The sequence below is a fragment of the Cellulomonas sp. 73-92 genome (genome assembly GCF_001898175.1).
Classification (GTDB): domain Bacteria; phylum Actinomycetota; class Actinomycetes; order Actinomycetales; family Cellulomonadaceae; genus Cellulomonas.
The window spans coordinates 76313-92201 of the sequence record NZ_MKTH01000013.1; the positions used below are offsets into that span (position 1 = coordinate 76313).

The window sequence follows — 15889 nt, forward strand, 5'->3', positions numbered from 1 at the left end:
CGGGCCTCGTCGTTCGTCAGTCGGGCGCGACGTCAGTGGGCGGCCTCGTAGGCGGCCTTGACCTCGGCCGAGATGCGGCCGCGCTCGGAGACGTGGTGACCGTGGGCCTTGGCCCAGTCGCGGATCGCCTGGGCGTCGCCGCGGGACGAGCGCGAGCGCGGCGCCGCCGCGGTGCGCGACGACGACCGGCCGCCGACCTTGCGCGCGTGGCCGACCCACGGGCCGAAGGCGTCGCGCAGCTTCGCGGCATTCTCGGTGGTCAGGTCGATCTCATAGCTGATGCCGTCGAGGGCAAAGGTGACGGTCTCGTCGGCAGTGCCGCCGTCGAGGTCGTCCACCAGCAGCACTTGCACCTTCTGAGCCATTTCATTCTCCCGGGAGCCAATGCGGGAAACGCTGTAGGCGGTCAGCATGGCACCGGCGGATATCCGCCGTCAAACGCTACGCGTCGGGCGCGTCATCCTTTTCCCCACGTGCGGCACGTTCCGCGGCCTGCAATTCGGCCTCCACGCGCCGCTCCTTCGCGTCCGCATTCAGCATCGTGCGGATCGCGAGCCAGAAGATCAGGCCCACGCCGATCGAGGGCACGAGCGCCACGAGCGCCGTCTGCCAGCCGCTCATCGTCGCCCCAATCGGTTCACAACGGCTTCGTCAGCGGGAAAAGGATCGTCTCACGGATCCCCTGGCCCGTCATCGCGATGAGGAGCCGGTCGATGCCCAGGCCCATCCCGCCGCTGGGGGGCATCGCGTGCTCCATCGCAGCGAGGAAGTCCTCGTCGATGCGCATGGCCTCGTCGTCCCCGCGGGCCGCCAGCAGGGCCTGCGCCTCGAACCGCTGCCGTTGGATCACCGGGTCGACGAGCTCGGAGTACGCGGTGGCGAGCTCCATGCCGCGCACGTACAGGTCCCACTTCTCGACGAGGCCGGGCTTGCTGCGGTGGTCACGCGTCAGCGGCGAGGTCTCGACCGGGAAATCGCGCACGAAGGTGGGCGCCCACAGGTGCTCGCCGACATGGTGCTCCCATAGCTGCTCGACCATCTTCCCGTGGTTGACCTGCGCGGGCGCCAGCTCGATTCCGGCGCGGTCGAGCAGCTTCGACAACGTCTCGTCCGGGGTGTCGTGCGTGATCTCCTCGCCGATCGCCTCCGACAACGAGTCGTACATCGACACGCGCGTCCAGTCGCCACCCAGGTCGTATTCAGAACCGTCGGCAAGGGTCACCACCGTCGAGCCGAAGGCGTCGAGCGCGGCCGTTTGCACGAGATCTTCGGTGAGCGCCGCCATGGTGTCGTAGTCGCCATAAGCCTCGTACGCCTCGAGCATCGCGAACTCCGGCGCGTGCGTGGAGTCGACGCCCTCGTTGCGGAAGTTGCGGTTGATCTCGAAGACGCGCTCGACCCCGCCGACGGCGGCGCGCTTGAGGTACAGCTCGGGCGCGATCCGCATGAACAGCGGGATGTCGAACGCATTCATGTGCGTCTCGAACTGGCGGGCCGCCGCGCCCTCGGGCCGCACCTGGAGCATCGGGGTCTCGACCTCGAGGAAGTCCCGGCGCCAGAAGTTCTCCCGGAGCGAGCGCACCACCGCCGCCCGGCGCCGCACCATGTCGCGGGCACCCTGCCGCACGATGAGGTCGACGTACCGCTGCCGCACGCGGGCCTCGTCGGACATCTCGGCGCCCTCGTAGAGGTTGGGCATCGGCCGGATCGCCTTCGCCGCGAGGCGCCACTCGTCGGCCATCACGGACAGCTCGCCGCGCTTGGAGCACACGACGACCCCGTGGACGAAGAGGTGGTCGCCGAGGTCGACGTCGCTCTTGAAGGCGGCGAGCGCCTCGGCGCCCACCCGGTCCTCGGAGAGCATCGCCTGGAGGCGCACGCCGGCGCCGTCCTGCAGCGTGACGAAGCACAGCCGGCCGGTGTTGCGGAGGAAGACGACACGGCCCGCCAGGCCGACCTCGTCGTCCGTCTCCTCGCCCGGCGCGAGGTCCGGGTGCGCCGCCCGCACGGCCGCGATCGTCGTCGTGCGCGGCACCCCGACCGGGTACGGCGCCACGCCCGCGGCCAGCAGCCGCTCCCGCTTCGCCCGACGGACCGCGATCTGCTCGGGGACGTCGTCGGCGAGGGGTGGGGTGGGGGCGGTCACCGGGACATCCTACGGACGGCGGATCGGCTCCAGATCGAGGGCCAGGTCGAGGATGGGGCTGGAGTGCGTGAGGGCGCCGACCGACAGGTAGTCCACCCCGGTGGCGGCGATCTCGGCCGCGCGGTCGAGCGTGATGGTGCCGGTGGCCTCGAGCTCGACGGGCCCGGTCCGCGGCTCGCGAGCACGCACCGCGGCGACGACCTCGCGCAGCAGGGGCACCGGCATGTTGTCGAGCAGGAGGAAGTCCGCACCGGCGTCCAAGGCCTCCATCGCCTGGGCGAGGGTGTCGGCCTCGACCTGGATCGCCACGCCGGGGAACCGTGCGCGGATCGCCGCCACCGCCGCCGTCACCGAGCCGCCCGCCGCCGCGACGTGGTTGTCCTTGACCATCGCGACGTCGTACAGGCCCATCCGCTTGTTGGTGCCGCCGCCGCAGCGCACGGCGTACTTCTCGAGCGGGCGCAGGCCGGGTGTGGTCTTGCGGGTGTCGAGGACGTGGGCGCCCGTGCCCAGCAGGGCGTCGGCGAAGCGGCGGGTGTGCGTCGCGACCCCGGAGGCGCGCGAGACGAGGTTGAGCAGCGTCCGCTCCGCGACGAGCAGCACCTGGACCGGGCCCTCCAGGTCCGCGACGACGTCGCCCCTGGTCAGCCGCTCGCCGTCGGCCTTGTGCACGACGAGGTGCGGCTCCGCCAGCCCCAGCCGCCCCGCCGTCTGCCGCAGCACCTCGGGGACCACGACGAGGCCGGCCAGCACGCCGTCGGCGCGCGCCACGAGGTGGGCCGTGCCCGTCTCGTCGGGCGGCACCGTCGCCTGGGTGGTGACGTCCCGGCCCGGCGCCGGGCCGAGGTCCTCGTCGAGCGCGATCGCGACCGTGCGCGCGAGCCAGTCCGGGTCGAGGGGCTGCATGGCGAGCACGGTAGCGCGCCGCCGGGCGCCGGCCGTGGCGTGGCCACGAGCACAGCCGTCCCCGCCATCCCGCGCCGGCGGGGGAGGCCCGAGTCGTCGGGTCGGCATCCGACTCGTCGGTGCGGACCGTCGAGCCGGCGCCGAACCGCCGACTCGGGCGGCGGTGGTCTGGGGCGTCAGGCCTCCGGGAGCGTCACCCGGGTCGTGGCGAGGTCCCCGTCGGGGTCCAGGGCGAGCTCCTGGCGGAGGCGCCAGGCCTCGTCGTGCGCGGGGAAGTCGGTGCGGAAGTGCCCGCCGCGGCTCTCCTGCCGCTGGTAGGCGGCGGCGGCGATGATCGTCGCCATCTGGTGGACGTTCGTCGTCTCCCACTCCGACGGCTGCGGCTGCGCGAGGAGGCGGCCGTCGGCCTGGCGCCGGTCGGCGTCGGTCGGCACCTCGGCCAGCGCCGTGAGGGTGGCGGCCAGGCCCGCCTCGTCGCGCAACGGTCCCGTGCCGTTGGTGGCGACGCGCTGGATGCGTGCGCGCGCGGCCGCCGAGACCAGGGCGCCGTCGCCCTGCCGGGCCGCGGGGTCGCGGCGCACGAGGTCGCCGTCCGCGAAGGCGCGGGCGATCTCGTCGGCCGCGCGGTGGGCGAAGACCATGCCCTCCAGCAGGGAGTTCGACGCCAGCCGGTTCGCGCCGTGCACGCCGGTGCAGGCCGCCTCCCCCGCCGCGTACAGGCCCGGGAGCGACGCGCGTCCCCGCAGGTCGGTGACCACTCCGCCGGAGAAGTAGTGCTGGGCGGGCGCCACCGGGATCAGCTCGGCCGCCATGTCCAGGCCGTGCTCCGCGAGGGCCTCGGTGATCGTCGGGAAGCGCCTGGCCAGGAACTCCGCGCCGAGGTGCCGGGCGTCGAGCCACACGTGGTCGGACCCGGTGAGGGCCATGCGCCGGACGATCGCGTGCGCGACGACGTCCCGCGGCGCGAGCTCCGCGAGCGGGTGGACCTCGGGCATGAAGCGGACGCCGTCGGTGTCGAGGAGGAGCGCGCCCTCGCCGCGCACCGCCTCGGAGATGAGCGCGAGCTGGCCCTTCACGCCCGAACCGAGCCACAGCACGGTGGGGTGGAACTGGACGAACTCGACGTCCCCGACGCGGGCGCCGGCGCGCAGCGCCGCGGTGATGCCGTCGCCCGTGGCCTGCGGCGGGTTCGTCGACGCGCGGTACACCTGCCCGATCCCGCCGGTGGCCAGCAGCACCGCCGGCGCCAACGCCGCGCCGACGCCGCCACGGTCGCCCTCGCCGATGACGTGCAGGGTCACGCCGCAGACCGGTCCCGGCCTCCCGTCGCCGCCCGGCGCCGCGGTCAGGATGTCCAGCACCAGGGCGTGCTCGACGACCTCGATGCCGGGGTCGTCGCGCACCGCCTCCACCTGGGCGACCAGTGCGCGGCTGACCTCGGCGCCCGTCGCGTCGCCGCCGGCGTGGATGATGCGGTTGGCGTGGTGGCCGCCCTCCCGTGTGAGGGAGAGGGAGCCGTCCGCGGCGCGGTCGAAGATCGCGCCCCTTCCGACCAGCTCGCGCACGCGCTCCGGTCCCTCGGTGACGAGCACCTCGACCGCGCGCGGGTCGCAGAGGCCGACGCCCGCGACGAGGGTGTCCTTGAGGTGCGCCTCCGGGGAGTCCGTCGGGTCCAGGGCCGCGGCGATGCCGCCCTGCGCCCAGAGGGTGGAGCCCGACGCGAGGACGTCCTTGGTGACGAGGAGGACCCTGGGCACCCGCGTCCGGAGCTCGAGCGCGGCCGTCAGGCCGGCGATCCCGGAGCCGACGACGATCGCGTCCGCCTCCACGGTCCAGCCCGGCGCCTGTCCGGCGAGCTTCGTCGCGAGGCGGATGTTCGTGGGCGTGGCGGTCACGGGCGCCAGCATCCTCCTGGTGCGCGCGGCGCGGCGAAACGGGGTGGCCGGGTGAGACGCCTCGGAGGTCTGCCGCGCGGACCCGACGATCGGTGGCGGCTGCTCGCGTGGCATTCGCAGGTGGTTGACCGAGCCGCTCGGTTGCGCTCCCGACATCCACAGGCGGGGGCAACCGAGCCGCTCGGCTGCTCGGCAGGCGTCCAGGCGGGGGCGACCGAACCGCTCGGCTGCTCGGCCGGCATCCACAGGCGGGGGCGACCGAGCCGCTCGGCTGCTCGGCAGGCATCCAGGCGGGGGCGACCGAGCCGCTCGGCTGCTCGGCCGGCATCCACAGGCGGGGGCGACCGAGCCGCTCGAGTGCTCGGCCGGCATCCACAGGCGGGTGACCGAGCCGCCCACAGCCCCGGCCGATGGGGCGCTGCGCACCGCTGTTTCCGCTGATCAAACGCCATTTCGTGGTTGCGCGACACCGTTCCGGGGCGATAGGGTTCGAACGTTCGTTCGACGCGTGATGGGGGTGCATGACGATGGAGCCGGGTTCGCCGTGCGCTGCCGTGCCGCCGGAGGTGTCCGCCTGGGTCGCGGCCGGACGCGATGTCCTGGCGATCGCGGACCGTGCGGACGAGTGGGACGGGGCGGTGCGCCGCCTCGTCCTCGGCGAGCTCGACCGCGTCGACCGGCTGGCGGCGGTGGTTCGAGGCAAGGTGCTGACCGCCGAGAGCGACGCTGGGACCTGGAGCCTGCGCGGCGACCGGGACCTCGCCGGGTTCGTCGGCCGGGAGCTGCGGCAGGGCCGCAGCGCGGGGCTGGCGGCCGTGGGGCAGGCCGGGACGTTGGCGGCGATGCCGACCGTCGCGGAAGCCCTCGTCGACGGCCCCGTGACCACCAGGCACGTCGCGGAGATCACGCGCGCCACCGCCGCCAGCGCCGCGCTGGCCACCGAGCTCGCCACGGGCGCGGGCCAGGCACAGGTGGTCGAGCTGGCGAGCCAGCTAGACGGGACCGAGTTCGGCAAGGCGCTGCAGCAGATGAGCGCGGCCCTGGACCCCGCCACGCGGCAGCGCACGCACGACGAGCAGCGTGAGGCCCGATCGTTCGCCTGGACACACACCCCTGGCGGGACCCTGGTCAAGGGCCGTCTCGACTCAGTGGCTGGGCACAAGCTCGCGAAGGTGATCGATGCTCTGTGTCCTCGCCCGGCGCTCGACGACGAGCGCACCCGGGAGCAGCGGCAGGCCGACGCGCTCTTGGCCATGGTCGAGAAGGTCGCCGGCGACAAGGCCACCACGCCCGGGGCCGTCGCCCCGGTCCAGGCCGTCATCACCTTCACGCAGGAGACGTGGGCGGCGCTGCGCGCGATGCGGGAGGCGGCCGCCGAGCCGGCGCGCGTTCCGGGTTCGGCACTGGATGTGGCCGCTCGGCTGCAGGGCGAGGCCGCGGCGACGGACGAGACCGGTCAGGCCTGGCCTGCCAGCGAGATCGCCCGGGCGCTGTGCGACTGCGCGTTGACGTGGGCGATGGTCGGCACGCCGGGTGCGGATCTCGACCTGGGACGCGAATCGCGGTGCTTCCGCCGCCAGCACTGGATGGCGCTGTACGCCGCGGGGATCACCACGTGCAGCATCGGCGCCTGCAGCATGCCGCTCGCTCACACGGAGCTGCACCACCTGCGTTGGTGGCAGGAGCACGGCGGGGCGACCGACATCGCCAACTGCCTCCCGTACTGCTCGTTCCACCACCACGAGATCCACCGCCTCGGCATCGAGGTCATCCGCCGGGCAGACGGGACCGTGGAGCATCGCTATCCCGATGGGCGGCCCTACGGTGCGGGCGGCCACGGCTCGCCGACGAGCACGTGCCGGCGCGGAGTCGCGCCCGCAAGCGGCCGCGTGGGCGACCGTGCCGTTGCCGCTCTGGATCACCCTCGCCGTGCGGCCGCGGACGGCCCTCCGTGCGCGGCCGAGGGTGACCCTCGCCCTGCGGCCGCGGACCACCCTCCCCTCGTGGCCGCGGATCGCCCGCCCTTCGCGGCTCTTGACGACCGTTCCCTTGCGGGAGCGGGTGATCCACCCTTTGCTGCTGGCGTGAAGGCGCCGGTAGACCGGGCCCCGGCCGCGTCGACAGGGAGCGATCCGCCGCGGGATCTGCTCGACCTCTTGACCGATTGAGTCGCTGCCCGTCCCGTACCGTGGCCACGTGACCGAGGGACCGAAGGGTCGCCGGGGCGCGCAGACGCTCGTCGTCCTCTCGGGGCTGCCCGGGTCGGGCAAGACGACGCTGGCGCGCGATCTGGCAAACCGGATGGGCGCGGTGCACGTGCGGATCGACACGATCGAGGCGGCGCTCGCCTCGTCGGGCATCGTCGCGGCCGCGGGCGGGTGGGGCGCGGCCCCCGATGCCGGTTACCGGGTGGCCTACGCCGTGACGCGCGACCTGCTGGCTGCCGGGCACGACGTCGTCGCCGACAGCGTCAACCCGCTCGTGGTCACGCGACGCGCGTGGGCCGACGTAGCCGACAGCGCGGGGTCGCGGCACCTCGATGTCGAGGTCGTCTGCTCCGACCGGGATATCCACCGGCGGCGCGTCGAGGGGCGGACGTCTGACCTCGACGGGATGACGGTCCCGACGTGGGAGCAGGTCGAGGCGCGCCGATACGAGCCCTGGGACGCGAACGTGCTCCGCGTCGACACGAGGGACGGCGTGGCGGACGGCGTGCGCGCCATCGTCGGCCACCTCACCGCGGATTCGTGACCACCGCCGTGCGCCGATCCGACGACCAGCCGGGCACGCCCTCGCGGAACGACGAACTGACGGGCACCCTCAGCGGAGGGTGAGCTCCCCGTTGTCGATCAGGCGGGTCGCGCCGACGCGCGCGGCCAGCACGAGGAGCGCCGGGCCGGTCGCGCCCGGGGCGACCTCCTCGAAGGAGGACGGGTCGACGAGCGCGGCGTAGTCGAGGGAGTCGACGCCCTCGGCACCGGTGAGCACGGCGACGGCCGCCGCGAGGATCTGGTCCGACGCGCCGCCTTCGTCGGCCGCCGACCGCGCCGCGGCGAGCGATCGCGAGAGGCAGAGGGCGCGTCGGCGTTCGTCGGCGGTGAGGTAGGCGTTGCGCGACGACAGCGCGAGGCCGTCGGAGTCGCGGACGATCGGCACGCCCACCACCGTGAGTGGCACGTCGAGGTCGCGCACCATGCGCCGGACGGCGGCGAGCTGCTGGGCGTCCTTCTGGCCGAAGAGCGCGACGCCCGGACGGGTGAGGTGCATGAGCTTGAGCACCACGGTGAGCACCCCGTCCAGGTGGCCGGGGCGGAAGCCGCCCTCGAGCACCTCCCCGATGCGACCGGCGGTCACCCTGACCACGGGATCGCCCTCCGGGTACATGACCGCAGGGGTCGGGGCGAAGACCACGTCGCCGTCGCCGAGCAGGCCGTCGCCGCTGAGCAGGGCGAGGTCACCCTCGAGGTCGCGGGGGTAGCGGTCGAGGTCCTCAGCCGGCCCGAACTGCAGCGGGTTGACGAAGATCGTCACCACCACGTGGTCGGCGAGCTCGCGAGCGCGGCGCACCAGGGCGAGGTGCCCGGCGTGCAGGGCGCCCATGGTCATGACGACCGCGCGGCGGTGCTGGTGACCGCCGACGGGCTCCTCGTCCTGCGCGCCGAGCGCCGCGGCGAGCGCGGCCGTGTCCGCCACGAGGCGGGTCATCGGTCCTCCTTCGAGCCTGCCAGCGCGTCCAACAGGCGCTGCGCCGCGGCCTCGTCGAGCAGACCCGCGGCGACGGCGCGGACGGTCGCCGCCCGCGCCAGAGCACGGTACCCCTCGACGACGTCGACGCTCCCCGTCGCGGCGGCCAGCCCCGTGAGCACGTCGAGGTGCTCTGCCACCGTGCCGGCGTCGCCGCGGCGCACCGGGCCCGTCAGCGCGGCGATGGCACCTGGCCCGCCCCCCCGCGACTCGGCGCGGAGGGCGCCGTCGAGCGCCGCCTCCAGGAGCGGGCGCAGCATCCGGCCCGGGTCGTCGACGCCCGCCGCCGCGAGGGCCGCCGCCGCCTGCGCGACGAGCACGGTGAGGTGGTTCGCCCCGTGGGCGAGCCCCGCGTGGTAGAGCCCGCGGGCGGCCTCGGCGACGACGACCGGCTCACCTCCGATCTCGACGACGAGCGCCTGCGCGATGGGCAGGACGGCGGCGGGGGCGGTGACGGCGAACGGGCAGCCCTCGAGGCGGTGCAGGTCGAGCGACGTGCCCGTGAAGGTCATCGCCGGATGGATCGCGAGCGGGATCGCGCCCGCGGACCGGGCGGGATCGAGGACCGCGGTCCCGTACCGACCGGCGGTGTGCACGACGAGCTGGCCGACCTGCCACGCGCCCGTGGCCGCCAGGCCGGTGACGAGGGGCGCGAGGGCGTCGTCGGGCACTGCGAGCAGGACGAGCTCCGCGCGGCGCACCACCTCCGGGATCTCGACGACCGGTACGCCGGGCAGGAGCATCTCGGCACGCTCCAGCGACTCCTGGGACACCGCACTCACCGCGACGACCGGGTGGCCGGCGGCCCGCAGCGCGTTGCCGAGCACCGCCCCGACGCGGCCCGCGCCGACGATGCCGACGCCGAGCCGCCCGGGTCGCTCGGAGGGCGCGCTCACCGCCGTGCGGCCGCGTGGCTCAGGCGACCGGTGTGGCGGACCCGGTCGTCGGTCCGTCGCAACGCGGCGCCGCAGGCAGGACGGACCCGGTCGCCGACCCACCTCGACGAAACGCCGCAGGCGTGGCGGACCCGGTCGTCGACCCACCGCGACCGAGCCCCGCAGGCATGACGGGCCGGGTCGCCGACCCACCGCGACCCACCGCCGCGGCCCGGCTCAGGGCCGGGCCGGCCGAGCGGCGCGGGCATCACCGGCTCCGCATCCACTGCTCGGGTGCGGCCGTCCGCCGGGCGTGCCGGGCCCGCTCCGCCTGCTCCTCCAGCAGCGCGACCGCCACCGCGGTGTCCAGGTGCTCGATCCGCGGCACCACCGGGCCGTGCACCGAGTGCGCGGCGACCGACGCGACGTCCAGCTGGCGCTGCAGCGGCCCCTGCTCGAGGGCCAGGGACTGGGTCCGCTCGTGCGGCACCACGTCGAGCCGCCGCCAGAAGCGGCCGGACCGCAGCAGCAGCGCCCGCCGCGTCACCAGCACGCCGTGCCGACGCCAGCCGATCGGGTCGACCCACCGCGAGCGCCGCGGTGCGGCCGTGTACCCGCCGTCCTCGCCCAGGCCGACGAGCCCCGCCTGGACCGCCGCGCGCGGGTCGTCCACGCCGAGGTCGGGCAGGACGAGCCAGAGGGCGAGCAGCGCCTCGTCGCGCGTGGCGACCGGATGGAGCACCGTCTCGGTGCCCTGCTTCTCGCGGTCGCCGGCGTAGCCGGCCACGTTGACGACGACCCGCCACCAGTCCTTGCCGCGCCACAGCAGCGGCTGGTGCAGCCGCACGGCCTGGACACGCCCCGGTGGCAGGGTCTGCAACCGGGTCTCGGTGAGCCCGTGGCGCAGCCGGATGCCGTCCGGCGAGGTCGCGGCCCGGAACGTGGCGCTCCCGTTGATCCGCTGCCAGAAGAAGCTGAACAGGGCGAACGCCATCGGGACCAGGGAGTAGATGGCCTCGAACGGCGCGCTCACCGAAATCATCACGACGATCGCGACGATGAAGAGGGCGAACCACACCGTGCCGCCGGACAGGATGATCGACCCGAGCAGCCGAGGCATCGGCAGCTCGTAGACGAGGTGCTCCGGCGCCGTCGCGAACGTGGGCTCGGTGACCGCACCGGGCCGGGTCGTGGCCGCCGGGTACGGGCGGGCGTAGCGCGCGTCCGCGTAGCTCGGGACGGCCCCCGCGGGCGGCCCGGCGAGCGAACCGTCCGCGGCCGGGATCCCGGACGCGTCGGCCGACGAAGCCGGCTGCGCGCCGTAGGCGGCCGGCGTCCCGGACGACGAGGCCGGCTGCGAGCCGTACGGCGCCCACGAGGTGACACCGGACGACGACGGCTCCGAACCGTCCTGAGCCGCCCCCTCGAGCCGTTCGCCCGACGAGCCGGCCATGCCCGCCGCAGGCTCCGCAGCGGCTCCCGGGAACCAGGACGGTGCCTGGTCGAGGGGTCGGGCGGCGCCCGGCGCGGCCGCGCTCGTCGTGCGCTCGCCCGGGGTGCCCGGCCGACGGAGCCCGGCCGCCAGGGCCAGCAGCTCGGCACGCAGCGCGTCCGCCTCCGTCTCGCGGAGGAAGGCCAGCGACACCCGCGAGCCCGCCCCACCGGCCACCTCGAGGCGCAGCTCCGAGAGCCCGACGAGCCGCGCGAGCAGCGGCTGCACGACGTCGATCGCCTGGAGCCGGTCGAGGCGTGCCTGCCGCTGCTGCCGGAAGACGATGCCCTGCCGCAGGTGGACGGCCTCGTCGGTCACGGCGTACCGGGTGACGCGCCACGAGACGAACGACCAGGCGACCGCGACCAGGGCGACGAGGACGAACCCGCCGAGCACCGCGACCCAGCCGTCGCCGCCGAGCAGGCGCGCCGCGCCGCGGATGTCCCCGGTGAACTGGGTCGACGCGATGATGAGGACCGCGGCGATGATCTTCCAGCCCCGCAGCAGGGGCGTCACCGGGTGCATCCGCCGCCAGACGTAGCCGTCCTCGCCGACGCCCTCCGGCCGGACCGGTGCCGGGACGCTCATCGCCGGACCCCCGCCCCGGCGAGCTCGACAGGCGTGCTCACAGGCCCGCCAGCCGCGCCTCGCCGCGCGACGCCAGCCGCTCGCGCAGCCGCGCAGCCTCGGCCGGCGGCAGGCCCGCGATCCACGCGTCCGACGACGGCGACGCCGTGTGCAGCTGGACCCGCGCGATGCCCATGGCACGGTCGATCGGCCCGGCCTTGACGTCGACGAACTGCATCCGCCCGTACGGCACGACGACGAGCGAGCGGAACATGATGCCGCGGCGGATCAGCAGGTCGTCGTCCCGCTCGGCGTAGCGCAGCGCACCGACCTGCCGCGGCACGAGCCACAGCAGCCACAGCGCGAGCAGCACGACGACCGCCGGCAGCACCCACAGCCACGCGATGCCGCTCAGCACTGGTGGCAGCACGGCGACGACGAGCAGCGGGACGAGCCAGGCGGCGGCGACCGTCAGCCGCGCGGCGGCGAGTCGCGGTGAGACCTGTGTCCAGGTCAGGTCGAGGGAGAACGGGTCCGCAGGGGCCATACGGCCATCCTGGCACCCGGGGGCGTCAGGGCGGACGGGACCCGGGGAGCGTGGTCGTCGCCGCAGCATCCGATCGGGCGCACCGCGCCACGTCCGGCGCGTCGCCGGGACCCGCGGACCGGCCGCGCCGCCGCCGGTCCGCGGCCCGCAGCGCCGTGACAGAGCGGTGGGTCCGGCGATGCCGTCAGGACGCGGCGGGGACCGCGGTGACGCCTCTCAGGACGCTGCGGGGTCCGGGGTCACGCCGGGCTCGCGCTGCTTCTCGTCGTCCTGAGGCGGCACACGGCAGAACCACTCGACGACGAGCCCGACGACGGCGAGCACCACGGCACCGCCGGCCGCCACCGCTGCGGAGACCGCCCGGCCGCCGTTGGCCGGCATCGCGCTGTCCCCCAGGTACGCGACGACCTGCCCGCCGTACCAGCCGGTGAGCAGAGCACCCGTGTAGCACGCAGCCTTGGCGAGCACCGCCGTCCGGGCGGCACGGATCGGGTCGAGCCCGGGCCGCTTGCCACGCAGGAACTGCCGCACCGCCCACCCCATCGCGAACACCACCGCCGCGATGAGGAGCTCGACGACCGCGACCGGCCACGCGACGCGTGGCATGCCCGGTCCCGAGCGGTCGAGCCGCATGGTGAGCAGGGCGGCCAGCACGCCGACGACGAGGGCGACGCCGACGAGCGTCTCCCAGCGGGTCCGCCGCATCACGGCTCCCAGGGCGCGACGACCGGCGTCGCAGCCGTTCCCGTCGGACCCACGGGACGTGCCGGGCTGCTCGGCGGCGCCGCCGGGCCGGTGGACCCCTCAGGGCTCGCGGGCGCCGCCGGGTCGGCAGGGGCCTCGGAGTCCGCCGGTGCCTGGGCGTCCGGGGGACTCCACGGCTCCAACGGGCTCGCAGGCCTCAACGGCGCTGGCGTGTCCACCGGTGGCCAGGGGGCAAGCTCTCCCGTCGGGCCCGCCGGCGCGACGTCCGCCGGGGTCCACGGCTCGACCCGACCCGCGGTGCCCGCCGGGTCCGTCGGGCTCCAGGGCTCCGTCCAGCCCCCTGTGGTCGCGGTCGTCTGGGGAGCTGTCGGCACCGCCGGGAGCCACGGCTCCGGCTGTGCGCCGAGGCTCGCCGGTGCACCGGTCGCGGGCGCCACCGGTGTGGCCGGCACCGCCGGGATCACCGGGCTCCACAGCGGGACCTGACCTCCCGGTGACGCCGGCATCGCCGGGCTCGTCGGGATGGCCGACGCCGAGGGCGTCGGGACCGCCGAGGACGCCGGGGTCGCCGGAGGGACCGACGTCACCGAGCTCGGTGGGACCTCGGGCATCGCCGGGAGGGGCGGCAGGACCGACATCCCCGGGGCGGGCGGCGGCGCCGACGTCCCGAGAGCAGGCGGCACGACCGGCGCCGCGGGGGCGGGAGGCAGGACCGACATCCCCGGAGCGGGCGACAGGCCCGGCATCCCGGGAGCGGGCGGCACGACCGGCATCCCGGGAGCGGGCGGCACGACCGGCATCCCGGGAGCGGGCGGCACGACCGACATCCCCGGGGCAGGCGGCACGACCGACATCCCCGGGGCTGGCGGCATGACAGACATCCCCGGGGCAGGCGGCACGACCGGCATCCCGGGGGCAGGCGGCATGGCCGACATCCCCGGGACAACGGGCATCCCCGGGGCGGCGGACGCCGACGCGCTCGCCGTGCGCACCGACGTCGCCGAGCGGACAGGCACGGCCGGGGTGAGGCGGACCGTATGACCGGCCACGTGACCGCCGCCGCGGCCGCCGGCGGGTGTGGCGCCGGTCGTCGGGATCGGGTCGGTGAGCCAGTCGAGGGCGAGCCAGCGCACGCCGTCACGGTCCGGCGCGGTCTCGGCGAGCGCGGCGACCGGCCCGCCGCCGAGGCCCGGCAGCACGGCCTCGGGGTCGGCCTGCGCCCACGGCTGCAGGACGAAGGCGCGCTGGTGCGCCCGGGGATGCGGCAGCTCGAGGTCGTCGGTCACCGCGAGCACGGAGCCGTAGACGATCACGTCGATGTCGAGCGTGCGCGGACCCCAGTGCACCGAGCGCTGGCGGCCGTGCGCGTTCTCGATCCCCTGGCACGCGCGCAGCACCTCCCGCGGCGCGAGCGTGGTGCGCGCCAGCACGACGGCGTTGAGGAAGTCCGGCTGGTCGGGGCCGCCGACCGCGGCCGTGCGCGCCAGGGGCGACACCGCTGTCACCTCGAGGCCGGAGACCTGCGTGAGCTCGTGCACGGCGGTCCGCAGCGTCTCGGCCACCGGGCCGAGGTTGCCGCCCATCGCCAGCACCACGTCGACGGGGGCGCCCGGCCGCTCGTCGAGCTGGTCGAGGACGATCTCGCCGTCCACGGCGTCCTCGTCGTCCGGCGCCGCGACGCCGGGCTCGTCGGGCGCCAGGCCGATGGTGGCATCCGCCTCCCGGTACGGCTCCGCGGCCGGCAGCTTGGCGCGGTCGCGGCGGATCGAGACGGAGACGTCCTCGAACGGGACTTCGACGGGCGCCTGCGGCTTGTGCACCGTGACGTCGACCGTGTGCACGCCGGGGTCCGCGAGCACCGTGGCGGCGATCCGCTCGGCGACGGTCTCGATGAGCGCGACCGGCTCGCCCGCGAGGACGGCGTGCACGCGCCGCGCCACGACGCCGTAGTCGACGGTCCGGGCGAGGTCGTCGCCCGCCGCGGCGCGCCGGGTGTCGAGGTGCAGCACGACGTCGGCGAGGAACGGCTGGCCCTCGTCCCGCTCGAACTGGTGCACGCCGTGGTGGCCGGTCGCACCGATGCCCGTCAGGGCGACCCGGTCCAGCCGCCTGCCCTGCTCGTCGACCACCGGCTCGTCACTCACTGGCCGTTCCTCCCGCCACCGGCGCCTCGTCGCGCCCCGCCGTCCTGTCCGTGCAGATCCTGCCGCCTGCGCCGTGCCACGCGGTAGCCACCCGTACGGCGTGGACGGTACCCCGAACGTCGTGGACGCGGACCGCCCAGGCGCCCGCCGCGGCGACGAGCGCGCTGATCGCGTGCGTGGCCTCGTCGCGGTCCAGCGGCGGCGCGAGCGCGCCGTCCGGCGCGGCGAGCAGGTGCCCCAGGAACCGCTTGCGGCTGGCGCCGACGAGCACCGGGAACCCGTCGCCGACGAGCTCACCGATGCGGGCCAGCAGGGGCCAGTTGCTCGCACCCGCCTTGGCGAAGCCGAGCCCCGGGTCCAGCACCACCTGCTCGTCGCGGACCCCGGCCGCCCGCATGGCCTCGACCCGGGCGGCGAGCTCGCGCCGCACGTCGGCGACCACGTCGCCGTAGACGTCGTTGGCGTCCATCACGTCGGCGTGCCCGCGCCAGTGCATGGTGACGTAGGCGACGCCGGCCTCGGCCACCACGGCGTACATCTCCTCGTCGGCCAGGCCGCCGGAGACGTCGTTGACCAGGACCGCGCCCGCGTCCAGCGCCCGACGAGCGACGAGCGCCCGCGTGGTGTCCACCGACACGGCGGCACCGGCCCGCGCGAGCGCCTCGATCACGGGCACGACGCGCCGCAGCTCCTCGTCGACCGGCACGCGTGCCGCCCCGGGGCGCGTCGACTCGCCACCGACGTCGAGGATGTCCGCGCCCTCGTCCAGCAGCGAACGACCGTGGGCCACGGCCGCGCTCGGCTCGAACCAGCGGCCGCCGTCGGAGAACGAGTCCGGGGTGACGTTGACGACGCCCATGACGAGCGC

At 75.4% G+C, this 15889-nt stretch carries 14 protein-coding genes; 2 read left to right on the forward strand and 12 right to left on the reverse strand.

The features are described from left to right. Positions 1-32: 32 nt before the first annotated feature. The 5 genes from BGO37_RS07050 to BGO37_RS07070 form a co-directional block, all read right to left on the reverse strand. Complete coding sequence (locus BGO37_RS07050; RefSeq protein WP_291754549.1) at positions 33-365, reverse strand: Lsr2 family protein; 333 nt, start codon at positions 363-365, stop codon at positions 33-35. 76 nt (positions 366-441) lie between these two features. Further along, positions 442-621 carry a hypothetical protein gene (locus BGO37_RS07055; protein WP_291753468.1) on the reverse strand — a complete coding sequence of 60 codons (180 nt, stop codon included), beginning with the start codon at positions 619-621 and terminating at the stop codon, positions 442-444. A 16-nt stretch (positions 622-637) separates the two neighbouring features. Beyond that, complete coding sequence (lysS, locus tag BGO37_RS07060; RefSeq protein WP_291753470.1) at positions 638-2146, reverse strand: lysine--tRNA ligase; 1509 nt, start codon at positions 2144-2146, stop codon at positions 638-640. A gap of 9 nt (positions 2147-2155) precedes the next feature. Continuing rightward, positions 2156-3052 (reverse strand): carboxylating nicotinate-nucleotide diphosphorylase, encoded by an 897-nt coding sequence (gene nadC, locus BGO37_RS07065; RefSeq protein WP_291753472.1) that lies wholly within the window; start codon positions 3050-3052, stop codon positions 2156-2158. A gap of 176 nt (positions 3053-3228) precedes the next feature. Beyond that, positions 3229-4947 (reverse strand): L-aspartate oxidase, encoded by a 1719-nt coding sequence (locus BGO37_RS07070; protein ID WP_291753473.1) that lies wholly within the window; start codon positions 4945-4947, stop codon positions 3229-3231. A 521-nt stretch (positions 4948-5468) separates the two neighbouring features. Between BGO37_RS07070 and BGO37_RS07075 the strand changes: the two genes are divergently transcribed. Both BGO37_RS07075 and BGO37_RS07080 read left to right on the forward strand, forming a co-directional pair. Continuing rightward, on the forward strand, positions 5469-7115 hold the full coding sequence (locus BGO37_RS07075) for a DUF222 domain-containing protein (protein ID WP_291753474.1): 1647 nt from the start codon (positions 5469-5471) through the stop codon (positions 7113-7115). A gap of 28 nt (positions 7116-7143) precedes the next feature. Then, complete coding sequence (locus tag BGO37_RS07080) at positions 7144-7698, forward strand: AAA family ATPase (protein ID WP_291753475.1); 555 nt, start codon at positions 7144-7146, stop codon at positions 7696-7698. A gap of 69 nt (positions 7699-7767) precedes the next feature. Here BGO37_RS07080 and panC read toward each other — a convergent pair whose 3' ends face one another. The 7 genes from panC to folP form a co-directional block, all read right to left on the reverse strand. Beyond that, positions 7768-8652: a pantoate--beta-alanine ligase gene (panC, locus tag BGO37_RS07085; RefSeq protein ID WP_291753477.1), complete on the reverse strand. Its 885-nt coding sequence runs from the start codon at positions 8650-8652 to the stop codon at positions 7768-7770. Further along, the gene (locus tag BGO37_RS07090; RefSeq protein ID WP_291753479.1) at positions 8649-9587 is read right to left on the reverse strand and encodes a DUF2520 domain-containing protein; all 939 of its coding nucleotides are present in this window, start codon (positions 9585-9587) and stop codon (positions 8649-8651) included. Before BGO37_RS07090 ends, panC begins: the two co-directional genes overlap by 4 nt. A 247-nt stretch (positions 9588-9834) precedes the next feature. Further along, positions 9835-11646, reverse strand: a complete 1812-nt coding sequence (locus tag BGO37_RS07095) for a PH domain-containing protein (protein WP_291753481.1) — start codon at positions 11644-11646, stop codon at positions 9835-9837. 37 nt (positions 11647-11683) lie between these two features. After that, positions 11684-12172, reverse strand: coding sequence for a PH domain-containing protein (locus BGO37_RS07100; protein ID WP_291753482.1), 489 nt, complete (start codon positions 12170-12172; stop codon positions 11684-11686). Positions 12173-12388: 216 nt separating this feature from the next. After that, positions 12389-12877, reverse strand: a complete 489-nt coding sequence (locus BGO37_RS07105; protein ID WP_291753484.1) for a DUF3180 domain-containing protein — start codon at positions 12875-12877, stop codon at positions 12389-12391. Continuing rightward, complete coding sequence (gene folK, locus BGO37_RS07110; RefSeq protein WP_291753486.1) at positions 12877-15021, reverse strand: 2-amino-4-hydroxy-6-hydroxymethyldihydropteridine diphosphokinase; 2145 nt, start codon at positions 15019-15021, stop codon at positions 12877-12879. The genes BGO37_RS07105 and folK overlap by 1 nt, the downstream gene beginning before the upstream one ends. After that, entirely contained in the window at positions 15014-15880 is an 867-nt protein-coding gene (gene folP / locus BGO37_RS07115) for a dihydropteroate synthase (protein WP_291754550.1), read from the reverse strand. The genes folK and folP overlap by 8 nt, the downstream gene beginning before the upstream one ends. Positions 15881-15889 lie beyond the last annotated feature (9 nt).

Excerpts from the sequence above, each read along its gene's own strand:
- BGO37_RS07100 (WP_291753482.1), bottom strand. The coding sequence starts at position 12,172 with ATGGCCCCTGCGGACCCGTTCTCCCTCGACCTGACCTGGACACAGGTC.
- nadC (WP_291753472.1), bottom strand. The coding sequence starts at position 3,052 with ATGCAGCCCCTCGACCCGGACTGGCTCGCGCGCACGGTCGCGATCGCG.
- BGO37_RS07050 (WP_291754549.1), bottom strand. The coding sequence starts at position 365 with ATGGCTCAGAAGGTGCAAGTGCTGCTGGTGGACGACCTCGACGGCGGC.
- BGO37_RS07105 (WP_291753484.1), bottom strand. The coding sequence starts at position 12,877 with ATGCGGCGGACCCGCTGGGAGACGCTCGTCGGCGTCGCCCTCGTCGTC.
- BGO37_RS07075 (WP_291753474.1), top strand. The coding sequence starts at position 5,469 with ATGACGATGGAGCCGGGTTCGCCGTGCGCTGCCGTGCCGCCGGAGGTG.
- panC (WP_291753477.1), bottom strand. The coding sequence starts at position 8,652 with ATGACCCGCCTCGTGGCGGACACGGCCGCGCTCGCCGCGGCGCTCGGC.
- BGO37_RS07095 (WP_291753481.1), bottom strand. The coding sequence starts at position 11,646 with ATGAGCGTCCCGGCACCGGTCCGGCCGGAGGGCGTCGGCGAGGACGGC.
- BGO37_RS07055 (WP_291753468.1), bottom strand. The coding sequence starts at position 621 with ATGAGCGGCTGGCAGACGGCGCTCGTGGCGCTCGTGCCCTCGATCGGC.
- folP (WP_291754550.1), bottom strand. The coding sequence starts at position 15,880 with ATGGGCGTCGTCAACGTCACCCCGGACTCGTTCTCCGACGGCGGCCGC.